This window comes from Kitasatospora sp. NPDC001225 (genome assembly GCF_053597855.1).
Genome location: NZ_JBSFJC010000026.1, coordinates 62,792 through 82,139, shown reverse-complemented (window position 1 = coordinate 82,139; position 19,348 = coordinate 62,792). Strand labels below are relative to the sequence as shown.

Annotated in this window: 19 protein-coding genes, 1 tRNA gene and 1 pseudogene; 12 read left to right on the top strand and 9 right to left on the bottom strand. The window is 72.6% G+C overall.

Going from position 1 to position 19,348, the window contains the following annotated elements:
- A pseudogene (locus ACWDCZ_RS11990) lies at positions 1-153 on the bottom strand (ABC transporter ATP-binding protein); the annotation flags it as partial.
- A 288-nt stretch (positions 154-441) separates the two neighbouring features.
- On the opposite strand from ACWDCZ_RS11990, the gene ACWDCZ_RS11985 reads away from it, so the two are divergent.
- From ACWDCZ_RS11985 to ACWDCZ_RS11975, 3 genes are all read left to right on the top strand, one after another.
- A tRNA-Leu gene (locus tag ACWDCZ_RS11985) sits at positions 442-523 on the top strand.
- Between the two features lie 139 nt (positions 524-662).
- Positions 663-1,547: a Bax inhibitor-1/YccA family protein gene (locus ACWDCZ_RS11980; RefSeq protein ID WP_074001301.1), complete on the top strand. Its 885-nt coding sequence runs from the start codon at positions 663-665 to the stop codon at positions 1,545-1,547.
- An 86-nt stretch (positions 1,548-1,633) separates the two neighbouring features.
- Positions 1,634-2,032, top strand: a complete 399-nt coding sequence (locus ACWDCZ_RS11975; protein WP_387968508.1) for a hypothetical protein — start codon at positions 1,634-1,636, stop codon at positions 2,030-2,032.
- 93 nt (positions 2,033-2,125) lie between these two features.
- Here ACWDCZ_RS11975 and ACWDCZ_RS11970 read toward each other — a convergent pair whose 3' ends face one another.
- The 3 genes from ACWDCZ_RS11970 to ACWDCZ_RS11960 all read right to left on the bottom strand — a co-directional run bounded on the left by ACWDCZ_RS11970 (position 2,126) and on the right by ACWDCZ_RS11960 (position 5,721).
- Positions 2,126-3,064 carry a hypothetical protein gene (locus ACWDCZ_RS11970; RefSeq protein WP_449815861.1) on the bottom strand — a complete coding sequence of 313 codons (939 nt, stop codon included), beginning with the start codon at positions 3,062-3,064 and terminating at the stop codon, positions 2,126-2,128.
- A gap of 290 nt (positions 3,065-3,354) precedes the next feature.
- Complete coding sequence (locus ACWDCZ_RS11965; protein WP_117489325.1) at positions 3,355-4,575, bottom strand: acetyl-CoA C-acetyltransferase; 1,221 nt, start codon at positions 4,573-4,575, stop codon at positions 3,355-3,357.
- A 63-nt stretch (positions 4,576-4,638) separates the two neighbouring features.
- The gene (locus ACWDCZ_RS11960; protein WP_387968506.1) at positions 4,639-5,721 is read right to left on the bottom strand and encodes an SGNH/GDSL hydrolase family protein; all 1,083 of its coding nucleotides are present in this window, start codon (positions 5,719-5,721) and stop codon (positions 4,639-4,641) included.
- A 228-nt stretch (positions 5,722-5,949) separates the two neighbouring features.
- On the opposite strand from ACWDCZ_RS11960, the gene ACWDCZ_RS11955 reads away from it, so the two are divergent.
- From ACWDCZ_RS11955 to ACWDCZ_RS11935, 5 genes are all read left to right on the top strand, one after another.
- Positions 5,950-7,350 carry a cystathionine beta-synthase gene (locus ACWDCZ_RS11955; protein ID WP_074001305.1) on the top strand — a complete coding sequence of 467 codons (1,401 nt, stop codon included), beginning with the start codon at positions 5,950-5,952 and terminating at the stop codon, positions 7,348-7,350.
- Positions 7,351-7,863: 513 nt separating this feature from the next.
- Complete coding sequence (locus ACWDCZ_RS11950; protein WP_063780291.1) at positions 7,864-8,202, top strand: hypothetical protein; 339 nt, start codon at positions 7,864-7,866, stop codon at positions 8,200-8,202.
- A 202-nt stretch (positions 8,203-8,404) separates the two neighbouring features.
- Positions 8,405-9,685 (top strand): L,D-transpeptidase, encoded by a 1,281-nt coding sequence (locus tag ACWDCZ_RS11945; RefSeq protein ID WP_259316724.1) that lies wholly within the window; start codon positions 8,405-8,407, stop codon positions 9,683-9,685.
- A gap of 107 nt (positions 9,686-9,792) precedes the next feature.
- Complete coding sequence (locus ACWDCZ_RS11940; protein WP_074001306.1) at positions 9,793-10,344, top strand: SigE family RNA polymerase sigma factor; 552 nt, start codon at positions 9,793-9,795, stop codon at positions 10,342-10,344.
- Positions 10,341-11,126 (top strand): hypothetical protein, encoded by a 786-nt coding sequence (locus ACWDCZ_RS11935; protein WP_449815860.1) that lies wholly within the window; start codon positions 10,341-10,343, stop codon positions 11,124-11,126. The genes ACWDCZ_RS11940 and ACWDCZ_RS11935 overlap by 4 nt, the downstream gene beginning before the upstream one ends.
- A 46-nt stretch (positions 11,127-11,172) precedes the next feature.
- Here ACWDCZ_RS11935 and ACWDCZ_RS11930 read toward each other — a convergent pair whose 3' ends face one another.
- Together ACWDCZ_RS11930 and msrA are read right to left on the bottom strand one after the other, a co-directional pair.
- Positions 11,173-11,535 (bottom strand): cupin domain-containing protein, encoded by a 363-nt coding sequence (locus ACWDCZ_RS11930; protein WP_049654704.1) that lies wholly within the window; start codon positions 11,533-11,535, stop codon positions 11,173-11,175.
- Between the two features lie 169 nt (positions 11,536-11,704).
- The gene (msrA, locus tag ACWDCZ_RS11925) at positions 11,705-12,370 is read right to left on the bottom strand and encodes a peptide-methionine (S)-S-oxide reductase MsrA (protein ID WP_049654705.1); all 666 of its coding nucleotides are present in this window, start codon (positions 12,368-12,370) and stop codon (positions 11,705-11,707) included.
- A gap of 277 nt (positions 12,371-12,647) precedes the next feature.
- Between msrA and ACWDCZ_RS11920 the strand changes: the two genes are divergently transcribed.
- The gene (locus ACWDCZ_RS11920; RefSeq protein ID WP_449815859.1) at positions 12,648-13,802 is read left to right on the top strand and encodes a cystathionine gamma-synthase; all 1,155 of its coding nucleotides are present in this window, start codon (positions 12,648-12,650) and stop codon (positions 13,800-13,802) included.
- Positions 13,803-13,825: 23 nt separating this feature from the next.
- Here the strand turns inward: ACWDCZ_RS11920 and ACWDCZ_RS11915 are convergent, their stop codons facing one another.
- Complete coding sequence (locus tag ACWDCZ_RS11915) at positions 13,826-14,311, bottom strand: MarR family winged helix-turn-helix transcriptional regulator (RefSeq protein WP_049654708.1); 486 nt, start codon at positions 14,309-14,311, stop codon at positions 13,826-13,828.
- Positions 14,312-14,433: 122 nt separating this feature from the next.
- Here ACWDCZ_RS11915 and ilvA point away from each other — a divergent pair, with 122 nt between their 5' ends.
- The 3 genes from ilvA to ACWDCZ_RS11900 all read left to right on the top strand — a co-directional run bounded on the left by ilvA (position 14,434) and on the right by ACWDCZ_RS11900 (position 17,728).
- A complete protein-coding gene (gene ilvA, locus ACWDCZ_RS11910; RefSeq protein ID WP_049654709.1) occupies positions 14,434-15,648 on the top strand; it encodes a threonine ammonia-lyase in 1,215 nt (404 codons plus the stop codon).
- Positions 15,649-15,801: 153 nt separating this feature from the next.
- Positions 15,802-16,869, top strand: a complete 1,068-nt coding sequence (locus ACWDCZ_RS11905) for an ATP-binding cassette domain-containing protein (protein ID WP_079271856.1) — start codon at positions 15,802-15,804, stop codon at positions 16,867-16,869.
- Between the two features lies 1 nt (position 16,870).
- On the top strand, positions 16,871-17,728 hold the full coding sequence (locus tag ACWDCZ_RS11900; protein ID WP_049654712.1) for an ABC transporter permease: 858 nt from the start codon (positions 16,871-16,873) through the stop codon (positions 17,726-17,728).
- A 145-nt stretch (positions 17,729-17,873) separates the two neighbouring features.
- Here ACWDCZ_RS11900 and greA read toward each other — a convergent pair whose 3' ends face one another.
- Positions 17,874-18,374 (bottom strand): transcription elongation factor GreA, encoded by a 501-nt coding sequence (greA, locus tag ACWDCZ_RS11895; protein WP_049654713.1) that lies wholly within the window; start codon positions 18,372-18,374, stop codon positions 17,874-17,876.
- A gap of 388 nt (positions 18,375-18,762) precedes the next feature.
- Positions 18,763-19,176, bottom strand: a complete 414-nt coding sequence (locus tag ACWDCZ_RS11890; protein ID WP_049654714.1) for a DUF4307 domain-containing protein — start codon at positions 19,174-19,176, stop codon at positions 18,763-18,765.
- Positions 19,177-19,348: the final 172 nt, after the last annotated feature.

Below are 19,348 nucleotides of genomic sequence, written 5' to 3'. Positions count from 1 at the left end.
CATGATGGCGGTGAACTCGCCCTGGGGGAACACGACGCTGACGTTGTCGAGGGCGACGACGCGGGTCTCCCCCTCCCCGTAGACCTTGTTCAGGCCGGTGGCTCGGGCGGCCGCCAGGCCGGTGCGGACGGCGGTTGCGGTCGACGTGGTCACGGGGACTCCTAGTGCTCGCGGACTTGTACCTCCATGCTCCGCGACGTGATCATGGTTCTGCGTCGCTCCGCCGGACGGTTGGTCCTACCACCGCTGGGCGTAGGGGCGGGCGACCCCCTCCTCCTGCGGTATGACGTGAACCCTGAGGCGGACGGGTGGCCGGAACGGATATCCTTCGTGGCCGAATCCCGGACAGTTCGTCAGATGGCAAGGAAACATGACAACTTCCGGGGCTGGGAACATGCGAAAGGGTGATCCGGGAGACTAGGCTCAGGGGGTCCCACAGACGCCCGGATGGTGGAACGCAGACACGGGCAGCTTAAAACTGCTTGGCCGCGAGGCCGTGCCGGTTCGAGTCCGGCTCCGGGCACCGATCACCCGGCGGGGGCGCGACGGCGTCCCCGCCGGTCGTTGTTCACCGGATCCTCCTCGCGGCGTATCCCGGAATTTTTGCCAAGCCATTACCCTTGTGCATGGGCGGTGCAGTGCCGCCACGGAGGGAATGAGCAATGAGAAGCAGCAACCCGGTCTTCTCGCGGGAGGGGTCCTTCACCCGCGACTCCGGCTACGCGGGGTTCGGTACCGCGCAGGCCGGGACCCAGCACGGCCAGAACCAGTACGGCCAGAACCCCTACGCGGGTACGCCCTACGCCCAGCAGCAGCCGCAGGGCCAGCCCATGACCGACGAGCAGCTCTACGAGCTGTACAACGGGCCCTCGGCGGGCCCGGCGGCCACCGGGCGGATGACGCTGGACGACGTGGTCGCCCGCACCGCCATGACGCTGCTGACGCTGGTCGTCGCCGGCGCGGTGGCCTGGTTCGCGCTGCCGTTCGAGAACTTCGGCTTCGCGATCGCCGCCAGCCTGGTGGCCATGGTCGTCGGCCTGGTGGTCTCGTTCAAGCGCAGCGTCAGCCCGCCGCTGATCCTGACCTACGCGGCCCTCCAGGGCTTCGCGATGGGCGCCGTCTCGCACGCCTTCAACACCATGCTGAACGGCATCGTGATCCAGGCGGTGCTGGGTACGGCGGCGGTCTTCGGGGCGATGCTGTTCGCCTACAAGAGCGGCCGGATCCGGGTCACCGCCCGGTACCAGCGGATCGGCATCGCGATCGCCCTGGGCTTCGTGCTGCTGATGATGGTCAACATGATCGCGATGGCCTTCGGTGCCGACATGGGCCTGCGCTCCGGCCCGCTGGGCATCGTGGTCGGTCTGGTCGGCATCGGCCTGGGCGCCTTCTTCCTGTCGCTGGACTTCGCGGCGATCGAGGAGGCCATCGCCCAGGGCGCCCCGCAGCGGGAGTCCTGGCGGGCCGCCTTCGGGCTGACCCTGTCGCTGGTCTGGATCTACATGGAGATGCTGCGGCTGATCGCGATCCTGCGCGGCGACGACTGACGGTCCCTTCCTTCGTGAACCACTGCCGCCGGGCCCCGCAGCGACTCGCTCCGGGGCCCGGCGGCTTTTCGCCTAGGCTCGCTGCCATGCATGACGTAGAGCCCCACGACGTAGCGCCCCTGGACGTGGACCCCCTGGTCGAAGCCGTCGAGTCCCTGGCGGATCGTTTCCGCTCGCTGCCGCAGAGCAGGCTGCTGGGCGCCGTGCCCGGGTACGGGTCGCGGGCGGCGGCCGCGCTGGAGCTGGCCCGGCGGCTGGTCGCGCTGACGGCGGCGGTGGAGGGCGGCCCGCGGCGGGAGTTCCCGGACGCCGGGGCCTTCGCGGTGGGGGACCAGCTGGCCGTCGCCGGGCACGACCTGGCGGCCGCGCTCGCGGGGCTGCGGGAGGACGCCCTGGTGGGGCTGCCGGAGGGGCCGGTGGCGGCGGCCGCGGTGCTGGCCCGGGCGGTGGCGGCGGCGCGGGAGACGGCGGCGCTCTGCGGCTGAGGCCCGGAGGAGTCCGGACACGCCGAAGGCCGGCCGGGTCGGTAACCCCGTGACCCGGCCGGCCTTCGGCGCGCTGCTGCTGGTGAGCCGGTGTCAGATGCTGGCGACCACCCGGTCGGCCAGCACATAGACGGCCTCCTCGTCGGTGGAGAAGGTCAGCGAGTACGAGCCGGAGAAGCGCGAGCCGCCGAGCAGCCGGACGTGCTCACCGGCGCGGACCGCGTCGATCAGCCGGTAGGCGGCCTCCCGGTCGCCCGGGGCCACGCAGAGGGTGGTGCCGTCGGCGAAGGCGTACACGTCCAGGGTGCCCAGCGGGCCCGGGCGGACGTCGACCAGGGCGACGGCCTCCTCGGCGAGGGCGGCCAGCCGGCTGTCCGTCCACTCCCGGGACGGCGCCTGGCTGGGCACGAAGTCGGGGTGCGAGGGGTGGCGGCGCGGGTCGGGCGCGGCGACCGGGGCCTCCTCGACGGCCTGGTCGGCGTCCAGCAGCCCGGCCTCCAGGCCGGTGGCCAGCAGGTCGGCCTCGCGGCGGGCCCGGGCGTCCTTGGTCTCGCCGGCCGGGTGGCCGGGGCGCAGCGGCACGCCGCCCTCGCCGCCGGGCTCGGCCGGGGCGGAGCCGCCGTCGTTGATCAGGTCCTCCAGCGCGGAGCGCAGCGCCTCGCCGAACTCCGGGTCCATCGTCCCGGCGTTGTCGACGGCGTCCTGCGGGCCGGTGGGGCGGGGGAAGAAGAGCGGCCACTCCTCGGTGCCGGAGAAGGTGCCGGAGAACGGGGAGTCGAACAGCGGCGCGTCCTCGGCCGCGCGGGCCTCCTGCTCGGCCCAGAACGCCCGGGCCTCCGTGATCTCCCGCTCGCGGTCGGCGGCGAGCGCCTCGGTGACGGCCCGGCGTATCGCGGCCTCGTCCACGGGTGCGGGCGCGGACGGGGCCGCGGCCCGTGCGTCCAGCCGGCGGGAGAGCCCGCGGAGGTGGAGCAGCACGGCGGTCGACACGGCGATCAGGATCAGCAGCAGGATGGTGTAGACGGCGCTCACGGAACGTACTCCTAGCGAGGAGCGGAACGGGGTTACGTGTCCACACTGCCGCATGCGGGGCTGTTACCGCAGGGGCGAATGTCCAATTCATCCCGGACTTTCGCTCTTGTCCCCAAATTGTTAGGTAACACCGTTCTACGCAGTGGAGTTGATCCGCTCCGCAGTGTCGATTTCCGGGTCGAAAACGAACGAAATGAGGGCCGGATCGACCTCTCGGTGTGATCCGGCCCTCAATTACGCTGCGTCACTCCAAATGGGTGGTCCAGACCCTTCGGAGGGCGCCCGGAGGGTCAGCTGAGGCGCTCGACGACCATCGCCATGCCCTGGCCGCCGCCGACGCACATGGTCTCCAGGCCGAACTGCTTGTCGTGCCACTGCAGGGAGTTGATCAGCGTGGTGGTGATCCGGGCGCCGGTCATGCCGAAGGGGTGGCCGACCGCGATCGCGCCACCGTTGACGTTCAGCCGGTCCAGGTCGACGCCGAGGTCACGGTAGGAGGGGATCACCTGGGCGGCGAAGGCCTCGTTGATCTCGACCAGGTCGATGTCACCGATGGTCAGGCCGGCCCGCTTGAGCGCCTGCTTGGAGGCCTCGACCGGGCCGTAGCCCATGATCTCGGGGGAGAGCGCGCTGACACCGGTGGAGACCACCCGGGCGAGCGGGGTGATGCCCAGCTCGCGGGCCTTGGTGTCGGACATGATCACCAGCGCGGCCGCGCCGTCGTTCAGCGGGCAGCAGTTACCCGCGGTCACGGTGCCGTCGGGGCGGAACACCGGCTTCAGGCCGGCCACGCCCTCCAGGGTGACGCCGGCGCGCGGGCCGTCGTCCGTGCTGACCACGGTGCCGTCCGGGAGCGTCACCGGGGTGATCTCGCGCTCCCAGAAGCCGGCCTTGATGGCGGCCTCGGCGAGGTTCTGCGAGCGGACGCCGAACTCGTCCTGCTCGGCGCGGGTGATGCCCTTGAGCGCGGCCAGGTTCTCGGCGGTCTGGCCCATCGCGATGTAGGCGTCCGGCACCAGGCCGTCCTCGCGCGGGTCGTGCCACTCGCCGCCACCTTCTTCGGCGCGCTTCTTCGTACGGGCCTGGGCCTCGTCGAAGACCGGGTTCATGGTGCCCGGCAGGCCGTCCGAGGTGCCGTTGACGCTGCGCGAGACGGTCTCCACGCCGGCCGAGACGAAGACGTCGCCCTCGCCCGCCCTGATCGCGTGCAGCGCCATCCGCGTGGTCTGGAGCGAGGAGGAGCAGTAGCGGGTGATGGTGGCGCCCGGCAGGTAGTCCATGCCCATCTGGACGGCCACGATGCGGGCCAGGTTGTGGCCCTGCTCGCCGCCGGGCAGGCCGCAGCCCAGCATCAGGTCGTCGATCTCGCGCGGGTCGAGCTGCGGGACCTTGGCCAGGGCGGCCTGGATGACGTGGGCGGTCAGGTCGTCCGGGCGGACGTCCTTGAGCGAGCCCTTGAAGGCCCGGCCGATCGGCGAACGGGTGGCGCTGACGATGACGGCTTCGGGCATGGCGGGCTCCTCGCTGGGTGACGGCGGACCTGACGTCCGGGAGGAAAGTTACCGCCTGGTAGATCAGGCGTCACCCGCCGCAGCGTGTGAGCTGGCCGACGTATTCCCGGGGCCCCCGTCGGGGGTCGTACCAGCCTCCTTCCCGCTCTCCGGGCCGGGCAGACCGATCCGCAGCCGGTGCCTCAACTGGGCCCAGCGGCGGCCCGTGCCCTCCGCCGGTACGGCCGCCACCTCGGTGCCCTCCCGACCGGCCGCCGTGGCGGCCGCGACCGCGACCGGCAGCACCGCGCCGCCCGGGACGGCCGTGGCAGGACGCTCCTCCTCCGGCCAGAGCCCGAGCGCGGCGCAGACCGAGGGCAGCACGGCCATCGCGGCGGTCGCGTAGCCCTGGGCGGAGGGGTGGTAGCGGTCGGCGGCGAACATCTCCGGGCGGGCGGCGAACTCCGGGCCCAGCAGTGAGCCCAGCGAGACCGTCCGGCCGCCCGCCTCCACCACCGCGATGGTCTGCGCGGCGGCCAGCTGCCGGCTCAGCCGGCGGGCCACCCAGCGCAGCGGCGGCCGCACCGGCTTGATCGTCCCGAGGTCCGGGCAGGTGCCCACCACCACCTCGCAGCCGTTGGCGCGCAGGGCGGCGACGGCCTCGCCGAGCTGGCGGACGGCCAGCTGGGCCGGGCTGTGCCGGGTCACGTCGTTGGCGCCGACCATGATGACGGCGACGTCCGGGTGGTGCGGCAGGGCCTGCTCCAGCTGGCCGGAGAGGTCGGCGGAGCGGCCGCCGGAGCGGGCCACGTTGACCAGCCGGACCGGGCGCTCGGCCACCGAGGCGAGGCCCGCGGCCAGCAGCGCGCCCGGGGTCTCGCCGGCCCGGGCCACGCCGAGGCCGGCGCCGGTGGAGTCACCGAGGACGGCCAGCACGAGCGGGGCCTGCGGGTCGGCGGCGCGGTCGGCGAAGGCCTCCCCGTAGACGCCGTCCGCCTTGGGCGGGACGGTCTCCAGGACGCCGATGGCCTGGATGGCGAGTCTGCTCTCGGTCACCAGCAGGCCGACGACGCCCACCCCGAGCAGGCCGAGGCCGCCGCCGCCGTACGCCGCCGCGGTGGCGATCCGGCGGGCCACCCGGGCCCGCGAGTCCCGTGCCCCTGGCATCCGGTGCCCCCTTCACGTGCTCTCCTGCCGGCCCCTCCGGGGCCACGGCCATGCCTGCACAGCGCTCTTACCCGTGCGGAGGGCGGGAGTACCGGGGGTGCCGCTGGGGGTGGGCCATTGGGGGAGGGGTGCAGGAGGGGAGCCGCGGGGCGGGTGCCACGCCCTACGCTTTGCAGTACCGAACTCCGCAGTACCGAAATCGCATGCCCACAGACCGGGAGGATCCCCGTGCGGTACCACAACTCGATCATCGACCTCGTCGGCAACACGCCGCTGGTCAAGCTGAACAAGGTCACCGAGGGCATCAGCGCGACAGTGCTGGCCAAGGTCGAGTACTTCAACCCCGGCGGCTCGGTCAAGGACCGCATCGCGATGCGCATGATCGAGGCCGCCGAGGCCTCGGGCGCCCTCAAGCCGGGCGGCACCATCGTCGAGCCGACCTCCGGCAACACCGGTGTCGGCCTGGCGATCGTGGCCCAGCAGAAGGGCTACAAGTGCATCTTCGTCTGTCCTGACAAGGTCTCCACCGACAAGATCAACACCCTGCGCGCGTACGGCGCCGAGGTGGTCGTCTGTCCGACCGCCGTCGCCCCGGAGCACCCGGACTCCTACTACAACGTCTCCGACCGCCTGGTCCGGGAGACCCCGAACGCCTGGAAGCCGGACCAGTACTCCAACCCGGACAACCCGGCCTCGCACTACCACTCCACCGGCCCGGAGCTGTGGGAGCAGACCGACGGGAAGATCACCCACTTCGTGGCGGGCGTCGGCACCGGCGGCACCATCTCCGGCACCGGCAACTACCTGAAGGAGGCCTCCGGCGGCAGGGTCAAGGTGATCGGCGCCGACCCGGAGGGCTCGGTCTACTCGGGCGGCACCGGCCGGCCGTACCTGGTCGAGGGCGTCGGTGAGGACTTCTGGCCGACCGCCTACGACCGCGGTGTCGCGGACGAGATCGTCGCGGTCTCCGACAAGGACTCGTTCCAGATGACCCGCCGCCTGGCCAAGGAGGAGGGCCTGCTGGTCGGCGGCTCCTGCGGCATGGCCGTGGTGGCCGCGCTGGAGGTCGCCAAGAAGCTCGGTCCGGACGACGTCGTCGTGGTGCTGCTGCCGGACGGCGGCCGCGGCTACCTGTCGAAGATCTTCAACGACGACTGGATGGCCGACTACGGCTTCCTGCCCTCGGCCACCGACGAGGCGCACATCGGCGAGGTGCTGGCCCGCAAGGAGTCCCTCGCGCAGGGCGGCGTCCCGCAGTTCGTCCACATGCACCCCAACGAGACGGTCGCCGAGGCGGTCCGGGTGCTGCGCGAGTACGGCGTCTCGCAGATGCCGGTGGTCTCCCCGGGCGCCGGCCACCCGGACATCATGGCCGGCGAGGTGATCGGCTCGGTGGTGGAGAAGCTGCTGCTGGAGGGCATCTTCGCCAAGGACATCGAGCTCACCGACACGCTGGACAAGGTGATGTCCAAGCCGCTGCCGGTGGTCGGCTCGGGCGAGACCGTCACCAACCTGATGACCGTGCTGGAGAAGGCCGACGCGGCCGTCGTGCTGGTCGAGGGCAAGCCGCAGGGCATCGTCACCCGCCAGGACCTGCTGGGCTTCCTGACCGGCCGCGCCCAGCACTGACCCGGCGTCACCACCGCCCCCCGCGGATGGATGCGGAGGATTCGTCCACGGGGGAAGTGGTACACCGGCGTCACCTGTCCGCAGCACGTGGTTAACACGGCTCGGGCATCGTGGTGGTCAACGGCAGGACGCCGAGTGAGGCGACGGCAACCGTCCGGGAGCGGCTCCCCGGCGACCGCGGTCGGCTCCGGACACATCGGGTGGCCCTGACCCGGCCGCTGTGTCCTCCCGCCGCGGGAGGCGCCGTCGTCCCGCCCCTGACCGGCCCCGGCCGGTCGACAGGGTGCGGCGGCTCCCGCGGCAGCACCGCGCCGCACGGCGCGTGTCCCGCGGCTCCCGGGTGGGGGAGCCCAGGCGGGGAACGGTGGGGCCGGTCCTTCTCCGAGGGACCGGCCCCTTCCGTTCGCGCCGTCGCACGTTCCGTTCGCGCCGTTCACGCCGGGCGCGCGGGGTGCACTCCGAGCGGCCGCCCGTGCGCCGCGCCGGGCGCGCCCGTCCCGTACGCTCGCACGCATGACCAGCACTGAAACGACCGACCAGGATGCCCCGCGCTACGTCCGGGTGAAGATCGAGCTCATCGCGGAGATCACCGACGAGGGCGCGCTCAAGGCGGCCGCCCTGGAGGCCGTCACCGCCGACGAGTACCTCGACGACGAGGAGCGCGCCCAGTCCGTCGAGGCCATCGAGGTGGACCCGTCGGGTTCGCTCGCCCACTTCATCGACCCCGTCGCGCTGCTCGGCGACGTGCCCGGCGTGGAGCTCGCCTCGGCGACCTGGGAGTCGGCGCAGACCGAGTTCGACCCGGACGACGAGGAGTGGGACGAGTACGCGGTGGAAGGCTCCGCCGAGTAGGGCGGGGAACCGTCGGGTGACGGTCCTCACCGTCACCGCCCGTGAACGCCCGGTCCGCTCCGCGGGCCGGGCGTTTTGTCCCTGTTCGTCGGGAAGTTGGGTCATCTCATACGATCGCTTACCCTTCGGTGATGGAACCGTGAACGGGCGTATTGCGTTTCTGTATCCGTAATGCCCGGGATGATCAGCAGGGAGACGCGACGTGACGGCACGGGACGGTCAGGGACGGGCGGCCGGAAGCAGCTGGAGCCGACGCGGGGTCCTCGCGGGCCTGATCGGAGCGCCCGTCCTGCTGCTGACCGCCTGCAACGACAACAGCGCCAACAGCGCCAGCGGCGGTAGCGGCGGCTCCGGCGGCGCGAACGGCACCCCGGCCTCCGGCGGCACGGGCAGCAGCGCCCCCAAGACCTCGGCCGCGGTCATCACCGTCACCCCGGCCGACGGCGCCGCCTCCGCGAGCTTCAGCGAGCCGGTCAAGGTCGCCGTCGCCAACGGCACCCTGACCAGCGTCAAGGTCACCGACACCGCCGGCAAGGAGCTGGCCGGCCAGCTCTCCGCCGACGGCACCGGCTGGACCTCGGCCGCCGCCCCCGCCAGCGGTACCAAGTACACCGTCGCCGCCACCGCCCTCGACAAGGACAAGCTGGAGGCGGACTCCAACGCCGTCTTCACCACGGCGACCCCGGCCAACACCTTCGTCGGCTACTTCACCCCCGAGGACGGCTCGACGGTCGGCGTCGGCATGCCGGTCTCGATCAACTTCAGCAAGCCGGTCACCGACCGCAAGGCCGTCCAGCAGGCGATCACCGTGATAGCCGAGCCGGGCGTCGAGATCGTCGGCCACTGGTTCTCCAGCACCCGCCTCGACTTCCGGCCGCAGGAGTACTGGGCCAAGGGCACCAAGGTCACCCTCAAGCTCCGGCTCAAGGACGTCGAGGGCGCCAAGGGCGTGTACGGCACCCAGTCCAAGGACGTGAGCTTCACCATCGGCCGGGCCCAGACCAGCGTCGCCGACCTCGCCGCCAAGAAGCTCACCGTCACCACCGACGGCCAGGTCAGCGCGGTCTACAAGATCTCCGGCGGCTCGCCCGAGCACATGACCTGGGGCGGCAAGATGGTGATCTCCGAGCAGTACACCCAGACCCGGATGAACTCGCAGACCGTCAACCTGGGCAGCGAGTACGACATCGCGGACGTGCCGCACGCCCAGCGCCTCAGCACCTCGGGCACCTTCATCCACGGCAACTACTGGTCCTCGCCGTCGATCTTCGGCGGCCAGAACACCAGCCACGGCTGCATCGGCCTCCGGGACGCCCAGGGCGCCCAGGACAGCGGTACGGACGGCTTCAAGTTCTACAAGTCCTCGATGGTCGGCGACGTGGTCGAGGTCGTGAACTCCGGCGACAAGACGGTCGCCCCGGACAACGGCCTGAACGGCTGGAACATGGGCTGGGCCGCCTGGAAGGCCGGCAGCGCCGTCTGACCCGGCCCCGCACCCCGACCGGCCGGACCCCGGTCGGAGGACCCACCGGTCGGAAAAACTCCTCGGGCGGACCGAACCTCGCGGTCCGCCCGAGGAGTAGGACGGGTGTGAAACGCGAGCAGAGACAGCGGCAGGACGACGAGTTCAGCGAGTTCGTCGCCGGGAGCGGTCGGCAACTGCTGCGGCTGGCCGAGCTGTTGACCGGCGACCCGGACCGGGCCAAGGACATCGTGCAGTCGGCGCTGGAGCGCGCCTACCTGCACTGGCACCGGATCACCGGGGACGACCCCACCGCGTACGTCCGCCGGATCGTGGTCAACCAGCACCGCGACTGGTGGCGCCGACTGCGCAACCACGAGCTGCCCGTCGAGCACACCCCCGACCGGCCGCTCTCCGACGACCTCGCCGAGCGGCAGGCCGAACGCGCCCTGCTGCACCAGGCGCTGGGCACCCTCACCCGCCGGGAGCGGACGGTCGTCGTGCTGCGGTACTACGGGGACCTCAGCGAGGCCGCCGTCGCGGCCGAACTGGGCATCGCCCAGGGCACGGTGAAGAGCACGCTGCACCGGGCCATGTCGAAGCTGCGCGCACTGCCCGAACTCGCCGACCGTTCCGGCGTGCCGGCGAGTCCCACGACGCACATCGAGGTGACGGTATGAGCTTCGAACACCGGCTCGGCGAACTGCTCAAGGACCAGGACCCGTACGCGACCGGGCCGGACCCGGTGCCGATCATCGCCGCCGCCCGACGGCGCCGGGCCAGGCGCAGAGCCGGGACCGCCGCGGCCGCGGTCGCGGTGGCGCTGGTCTGCGGGGCGACGGCGGTGACGGCCGGCAGCGCCCGGCACGTCGGGCAGGTCGCGGGCGAGGCGGGGGCGGCGTTCAGCCCCGTCGCCGTCCCGAGCCCCACGCCCACCGCCACGCCGAGCCCCACGGTCACCGCCACGCCGCTGCCGCTCTCGCCGGTACGGCAGGTCGGCCCGGGGCAGCGCATCGAGATGGCGGCCGGCGCCCGGATGTGGGTCAGCCCGTTCGAGAAGTGCGACAACTACCAGCCGGACGGCTCCGACTCCGGCACGGACTGCCGGGACGTGCGCAGCGACAACCTGGAGCACGACAGACCCGCCCTCTACGCCCAGTCGCACGGCGACCGCGACCGCTTCATCGTCGCGAGCTTCTACCTGGGCCCGGTCGCCCCGGCGAGGATCGTCGCGTTCACGGGGGGCAGGGCGACCGTCGCCACCCTGGTCAGCACCGTCGGAATGCAGCGGTGGATCGGCTACTACGTGGTGCTGCCGCCGCTGCCGGAGGCGGATCCGGCCGCCCACCGGCGTCCGGTGAGCCCGGCGATCGCGGCGTACGACTCCGAGGGCAGGCTCCTGGCGGAGCTGCCGGGCACCACCGCCGACGGCGCCGACGAGCGGGCCCCGCAGCAGCTGTGACCCGGTCCGCCCGCAGCTCTGCTCACAGCTCCGCTCACAGCTCCGCTCACCGCTTCGCGTAGTCCGCGAAGCCCTGCCAGTCGACGATCACGCAGGGCTCGTCACCGACGGTCCAGGCGTCGTGCCCGGGCGGGCAGAGCATGAAGTCGCCGGGGCCCACTTCGGCCTCCTGGCCGCCGTCCATGACGATCCTCATCCGGCCGGAGAGCACGTACCCGGCGTGGGCGGCCTGGCAGCTCTCGGTCCCGGCGATCGGCTTCACGTGCTTGGACCACTGCCAACCCGGTTCGAACACGGCCCGGCCCACCGGGCCGCCGTCCAGGTTGACCAGCCGCAGTTCCCCCGTGCCCTCCTCGAAGGGGCGGACTTCCTCGGGATCGTCGAAGTTCCGCTGGTAGAGACCGGACATGGCGCACTCCTCTCCCGCGAGGACCGCCCGGCCGCCAGTGGGTGGCCGGGCCGGCCCTGCTGGCCCTTCCAGTCTGCGCCCGGATCGGGGATCGGTCACGTTGGGTGGTCGATCCCGGGGCGGGGCCGGGCGGGCCGGGGCGGTCCGAGGGGCGGCCCGGGGCGGGAGGTCAGTCCCGGGTGCGGGCCACGCCGATCGGGCAGGAGGCGCCGGTACCGCCGAGACCGCAGTAGCCGTTGGGGTTCTTGGCCTCCGACAGGTACTGCTGGTGGTACGGCTCGGCCGGGAAGAACGGGCCGGCCGGGGCGATCTCGGTGGTGACCGGGCCGTAACCGAGCGCGGTCAGCGAGGGCTGGAAGGCGTCCCGGGTGGCCACCGCGGCCTCGGCCTGGGCGGGGGAGTGGGTGTAGACGGCGGAGCGGTACTGGGTGCCCACGTCGTTGCCCTGGCGGTTGCCCTGGGTCGGGTCGTGCGCCTCCCAGAAGGTCTTCAGCAGCCGCTCGTACGGGATCACCGCCGGGTCGTACACCACCCGGACCGCCTCGGTGTGCCCGGTCAGCCCGCTGCACACCTCCTCGTACGTCGGGTTCGGGGTGTGGCCGCCCTGGTAGCCGACCAGCGTCGTCCAGACGCCGGGCAGCCGCCAGAAGGCGCGCTCGGCGCCCCAGAAGCAGCCCAGCCCGAAGTCGGCCACCTCCAGCCCCTCCGGGTACGGGCCGGACAGCGGGTGCCCGAGCACGGTGTGCGGCTCGGTCAGGGTGAAGGCCGGGGTGGGCCGGCCGGGCAGCGCCTGGTCGGCGGGGACCAGCGAGGTCTTGTGGCGGTTGAACAGCACGGCCTGCTCCAGCGGGTCGGGAAACCTGGCGCAGTGTCCAACGCGGACGGCCGCTCCCGGATTCCGGGAGCGGCCGTCCGTTCCGGGCGGGGGCCGGGAAGGCCCGCCGCGCGGTTTTCGCATGGTGAACACGTGTGCGACCGGTGGAGGTCGCGGCGGCCCCGGGGGTTCGGCGCACCGGGGTTCCGGCCCGCCGTGCCCCCGCTCCGACCTGCGGGTTCGTCCCGGTTCCCGGTTCGTGCGGGCTTGGCGGCATTCGCACACTAGGCTCGGACCCATGACCGAGCACCAGCTTCCTCAGGGCTTCGAGACTCTCGCCATCCACGCGGGTCAGGAAGCAGACCCCCAGACCGGGGCTGTCGTCACGCCGATCTACCAGGTGTCCACCTACAAGCAGGACGGGGTGGGCGGCCTGCGGGGCGGCTACGAGTACAGCCGCAGCGCCAACCCGACCCGCACCGCGCTGGAGGAGTGCCTCGCGGCACTGGAGGGCGGCGCCCGCGGCCTCGCCTTCGCCTCCGGCCTGGCCGCCGAGGACACCCTGCTGCGGACCATCCTCAAGCCGGGCGACCACATCGTCATCCCCAACGACGCCTACGGCGGCACCTTCCGGCTGTTCGCCAAGGTGCTGACCCGCTGGGGCGTCGAGTTCTCCGTCGCCAACACCCAGGACCTGGCCACCGTCCGCGAGGCGCTGCGCCCCAACACCCGCGCGGTGTGGGTGGAGACCCCGTCCAACCCGCTGCTGGGCATCACCGACCTGGCCGCGCTCGCCGAGATCGCGCACGGCGCCGGCGCGCTGCTGGTGGTCGACAACACCTTCGCCAGCCCGTACCTCCAGCAGCCGATCGCGCTCGGCGCGGACGCGGTCGTGCACTCCACCACCAAGTACATGGGCGGCCATTCGGACGTGGTCGGCGGTGCGCTGGTGCTGGCCGAGGCGGGCCTCGGCGAGGAGGTCGCGTACCACCAGAACGCGATGGGCGCCGTCTCCGGCCCGTTCGACGCCTGGCTGGTGCTGCGCGGCATCAAGACGCTGGGTGTCCGGATGGACCGGCACAGCGCCAACGCGGAGAAGGTCGCCGAGCTGCTGGCGGGCCACCCGAAGGTCAGCCAGGTGCTCTACCCGGGCCTGCCCGAGCACCCCGGCCACGACATCGCGGCCAAGCAGATGAAGGCCTTCGGCGGCATGGTCTCGTTCCGGGTCGCCGGCGGCGAGGAGGCGGCCGTCGAGGTCTGCAACCGCGCGCAGCTGTTCACCCTCGGCGAGTCGCTCGGCGGCGTCGAGTCGCTGATCGAGCACCCGGGCCGGATGACCCACGCCTCGGTGGCCGGTTCGGCGCTGGAGGTGCCGTCCGACCTGGTGCGCGTCTCGGTCGGCATCGAGTCGATCGACGACCTGCTGGCCGACCTCAAGCAGGCGCTGGGCTGAGCCGGTTGGGGGCCTGAGGCCCCTCACTGCCCCTGCTGGTCCGCCGTGTACGACTCCATCGCGAGGTTGAAGCGGGCCAGCAGGGCGCAGAACGCGCGCTGTTCCTCCGGCGGCCAGCCGGCCACCAGGCGGCGGGTCAACTCGGCCCGGCCGTCCCGGACTTCGGTGAGCCGGCCGACGCCGTGCGAGGTGAGCGCGAGCCGTACGGCACGGCGGTCGGCCGGGTCCTGCACCCGGCCGACCAGCCCGGCCGCGACCAGCGGGGCGACCTGGCGGGTCACCGTGGAGGAGTCCACGCCCAGCGCCTCGGCCAGCGCCTTGACGTTGGCCGGCCCGTGCCGCTCCAGCCGGTCGAGCAGCAGATAGGCGGCCCGGTCCAGCACCCCGACCCCGCCGCCGCCGGAGGTCCGGACCTGTTCCATTCGGCGCGCGAACACCGCGAGCTGGTACTGGAGTTGGGTGTGCACGGGGTCGGTGCGGTCGGTGGCCTGGGGCGAGGTCGTCGTCATCGCGGCTCACGATCGTCGTGCGGTGAGAGAGACTCAGAAGCAGCAGCGTACGCGGGCCGGGCGGGCCCGGGAACAGGCCCGGCATGCCGGATTGCCTCTCCCCGTCCCCGTACCCTGGCGCCATGCACACCTGGCCGATCACCCTCGACGACGTCCGCGGCGCCCAGAAGATGCTCGCCGGGGTCGCCCGGGTGACCCCGATGGAGGGCAGCCGGCACCTCTCCGGGCTGATCGGCGCGCCGGTCCACCTGAAGTGCGAGAACCTCCAGCGCACCGGGTCCTTCAAGCTGCGCGGGGCGTACGTGCGGATCGCGGGACTCTCGCCGGTGCAGCGGGCCGGCGGGGTGGTGGCGGCGAGCGCGGGGAACCACGCCCAGGGGGTGGCGCTGGCGGCCGCGCTGCTGGGCGTGCGCTCCACGGTGTTCATGCCGGTCGCGGCGCCGCTGCCGAAGGTCGCGGCCACCCGGGAGTACGGCGCCGAGGTGCGGCTGCACGGGGCCACCGTGGACGAGGCCCTGCAGGCCGCGCAGCGGTACGCGGAGGCGACCGGCGCGGTGTTCATCCACCCCTTCGACCACTGGGACGTGGTCACCGGCCAGGCGACCGTCGGGCTGGAGATCCTGGAGCAGTGCCCGGAGGTGCGGACCATCCTGGTCGGGGTGGGCGGCGGCGGGCTGCTGGCCGGGATCGCGGCGGCGGTCAAGCCGCTGCGGCCGGACGTGCGGGTGGTCGGGGTGCAGGCGGCCGGCGCCGCCGCGTACCCGCCCTCGCTGGCGGCGGGGCGCCCGGTGTCGCTGGAGCACTTCGCCACCATGGCGGACGGGATCATGGTCGGGCGCCCCGGCGACATCCCGTTCGAGGTGGTCAACACGCTGGCGGACGGCGTCCGGACGGTCTCCGAGGACGCGCTGTCGCGGGCGCTGCTGCTCGGGCTGGAGCGGCTGAAGCTGGTGGTCGAGCCGGCCGGGGCGGCCCCGATCGCGGCGCTGCTGGAGCGGCCGGACTCCTTCGAGGGGCCGGTGGTGGCGGTGCTGTCCGGCGGCAACATCGACCCGCAGCTGATGCAGCGGGTGCTGCGGCACGGGCTGGCGGCGGCCGGGCGCTACCTGTCGCTGCGGGTGCGGCTGGCGGACAAGCCGGGCGCGCTGGCGGACCTGTTGGGCGTGCTGACCAGGGTGGACGCCAACGTGCTGGACGTGGCGCACGTGCGGACCGACCCGCGGCTGGGGCTGACCGAGGTCGAGGTGGACCTGCACCTGGAGACCAAGGGGCCGGAGCACTGCGCGCTGGTGGTCGGGGAGTTGCGGGACGCGGGGTACGTGGTGGTCGCCGGCTGAGCTCCCGCCCTTGACGCGATATATCGCGTGCTGGGAGACTCGCGATACATCGCGTTCGAGTCCCACGGGCCGAGAATCGAGTCGCCTGTGTGCCCAAATTCGGGGCAAAGTGGGACAGATCGCCCCATACGTCCGAGGAGATGAGGCAAGGCCATGGCGCCAGCCATCCAAGCCGAGAACCTGGTGAAGACCTTCGGCGACGTACGAGCCCTGGACGGCGTCAGCCTCGACGTCCCCGAGGGAACGGTGCTCGGGCTGCTCGGCCCGAACGGCGCCGGGAAGACCACCACCGTGCGGGTCCTCACCACCCTGCTCCGCCCCGACTCCGGCCGCGCGGTGGTCGCCGGGGTCGACGTGCTCAAGCACCCCAACCAGGTCCGCAGCCTGATCGGCCTGTCCGGCCAGTACGCGGCGGTCGACGAGTACCTGACCGGCTTCGAGAACCTCACCATGGTCGGCGAGCTGTACCAGATGAGCAACCGCGCCGCGAAGGCCCGCGCGCTGGAGCTGCTGGAGTGGTTCAGCCTCACCGAGGCCAAGGACCGCACCGCCAAGACCTACTCCGGCGGCATGCGCCGGCGCCTGGACCTCGCCGCCGCGCTGGTCGTCCGCCCGCCGGTGATGTTCCTGGACGAGCCGACCACCGGCCTCGACCCGCGCAACCGGCTCGCGCTCTGGGAGGTCATCGAGACGCTGGTCGAGCAGGGCACCACGCTGCTGCTCACCACCCAGTACCTGGAGGAGGCCGACCGGCTCGCCCACGACATCGCGGTGGTCAACCACGGCCGGGTGATCGCCCGCGGCACCGCCGACCAGCTCAAGGCGCAGATCGGCGGCGAGCGGATCGTGGTCGTGGTGCACGAGCCCGGCCTGGTCGGCGACGCGGTCGCCGCGCTGTCCCGCTACGCGCTGAGCGAGCCGACGGTGGAGAAGAACACCCGCCGGATCACCGTGCCGGTCAGCGGCGGCGCCCGGGTGCTCGCCGACGCGATCCGCGAACTCGACTCCCGCGGGATCGAGATGGACGACATCGGGCTGCGCCGCCCGACCCTGGACGACGTCTTCCTCACCCTCACCGGCCACGTCGCCGAGGAGCGGCCCGAGGAGGAGGACGGCGCCGACGCCAAGGCGCGCGGCCGGGGCAGGGGGAAGGGCGGCCCGGACGGCCCGGGCGGCCCGGGGCCGGACAAGCGGGCCGTCGCGGCCGGGAAGGAGAGCTGAGATGACCACCGCCACCGAGCACGCCATCGGACCGGCGATACCCAGGCAGCGCCGGGGGATAGCCGCCTCCCTGCACGACTCCTGGGTGGTCGCCAAGCGCAACCTGCGCCGGATGACCCGCATCCCGGAGATCGTGGTCTTCGGGCTGATGCAGCCGGTCATGTTCGTGCTGCTGTTCTCGTACGTGATGGGCGGGGCGATCAAGATCCCCGGCACCGACTCCAGCTCGGACACGTACATCCAGTACCTGATGGCCGGAATCTTCGCCCAGACCGTCACCTTCGCCGTCGCCGGCGCCTCGGCGGGCATCGCGGAGGACATGAGCAAGGGGCTGGTGGACCGGTTCCGCTCGCTGCCGATGGCCCGCTCCGCGGTGCTCGTCGGCCGCACCCTCGCGGACCTGTGCCAGACCGCGTTCACCCTGGTCGTGCTGGCGGTGGTCGCGCTGCTGGTCGGCTGGCGGATCCACGAGGGCGTGCTCAAGGCGCTCGGCGCCTTCGGCCTGCTGCTCCTGCTCGGCTACGCCTTCTCCTGGATCGGCGCGCTGATCGGTCTGTCGGTGCGCAGCCCCGAGGCGGCCACCTCGGCCGGGCTGATCTGGCTGTTCCCGCTGACCTTCGTGTCCAACGCCTTCGTGCCGGTCACCTCGATGCCGGGCTGGCTCCAGGGGATCGCGTACTGGAACCCGTTCAGCGCCACCGTGCAGGCCTGCCGGGTGCTGTTCGGCAACCAGGTCGGGCCGGTGGACAGCGCCTGGCCGATGCAGCACGCGGCGCTGGTGTCGGTGCTGTGGTCGATCGTGATCACCGCGGTGTTCTCCTGGCTGGCGGTGCGCAAGTACCGCTCCTCCACCGCCTGACCGGGTCCCGGGGCTGATCGGGCTCCTGGGTTGATCGGGCCCCGGAGCTGATCGGGTCCCGTGCCCGGCCCCGCCCGGAACGCCGGAGGGCGGCCGCGGAAGTCCCTGACTCCCGCGGCCGCCCCCGTGTCGTGGCGCGGCCGGATCAGCCGGCGTGCGGCACGACCTTGACGATCTTCACCATGGCCGGCTTGCCGTTCGGCAGCTCGTAGGTGGCCTCGTCACCGATCCGCTTGCCGTCGATCGCGCGGCCCAGCGGGGACTGCGGCGAGTAGACGTCCAGCTCGTCCGAGCCCGCGACCTCGCGGGAGGCGAGCAGGAACTCCATGAGGTCGTCCTCGTCGCCGTCGAAGGCGACCGTGACGACCATGCCCGGGGCCACCATGCCCGAGTCGGCCGGCGCCTCGCCGACCTTGGCGCGCTCCAGCAGCTGGGTGAGCTGACGGATCCGCAGCTCGTACTTGCCCTGCTCCTCCTTCGCCGCGTGGTAGCCGGCGTTCTCCTTGAGGTCCCCCTCCTCGCGCGCCGCCTCGATCTTCTGGGCGATCTCGATGCGCCAGGGCCCGGTCAGGTGGTCCAGCTCGGCCTTGAGCTGGTCGTAGCCGGCCTGAGTGAGCCAGGTCACGTTCTCACTGGTCTGGGTCACGGGTGCTCCTCGTAGGTGCTGGGGCTGTGCTGAGGGTGTGAGTCGTCAGCAGGGGTCGGTGGTGATATCGGTCTCAACTACAAAGCAACGCCCGCTCCCGTACCATCCGGTGCGGAAGGGGCGAAACCACGAGCCTAACAAGTCCTGCTGACAAGCGGGAGGGGCGTTTGCGCGCCATTGACGGCGGCGTTACGCCGAGGTGTACAGCAACCGGGTGCGGGACCCTCTACGGATGCCCGTTCTCCGGATCGAATATGCGCGCCGCCCCGGTCGGGGTGCGCTGTCCGGCCCGGGCGCGCCGCCCGCCCGGGGCGCGTTGCGCGCTCGGGGTGCGCTGTTCGATCGGGCTGCGCCACCCGGCGCGGGTGCGCTACTCGGCGGGGGTGCGCTACTTGGCGGGGGTGCAGCCCAGCAGCTCGGCGGTGGTGCCGCGCGAGGTGGTGCGCAGGGTGACCACCGCGTCGTAGCTGGAGCCGGCCGCCGGGACGGGGAAGTCGGCCACCCCGACCACCCCGTGGTCGTCGCCCTGCGAGCGGACCGTGCAGCTGCCGGCCTGCCCGCTGCTCTTGCGCACGGTGAGGTGCAGCTGGACCTCGGAGTCGGAGAGCACCTCGAAGGTCGGCACCGAGCCGTTGATCTTCGACTCGCGCAGCATGTAGGAGCCGCCCAGCCAGGCGATCAGGCCGAGGCCCAGCACGCCGCAGACCGCGCCGATCACCTTCAGGCGGCGGTCCGAGTCGCGGTCGCCGCCACGGCCGTAGCGCCCCTCGGGCGGTGCGGTGGCGGTGGTGTCTGCACTCATCGGACTCCGTCCTCTCCTGGGGGAGGGGCCGCCCGGGGTGGTGCGGGGGAATGCGACGCTCCTCCAGTCCGTCACTATAGGAGGGGCACGCCCGCGGCCGGTCCGGCGGGGGCAGGGCTCGGCCGCGCCGGCGACGATCCGCGGCCCGGCCCCGCGGCGACGCGGTCCCGGA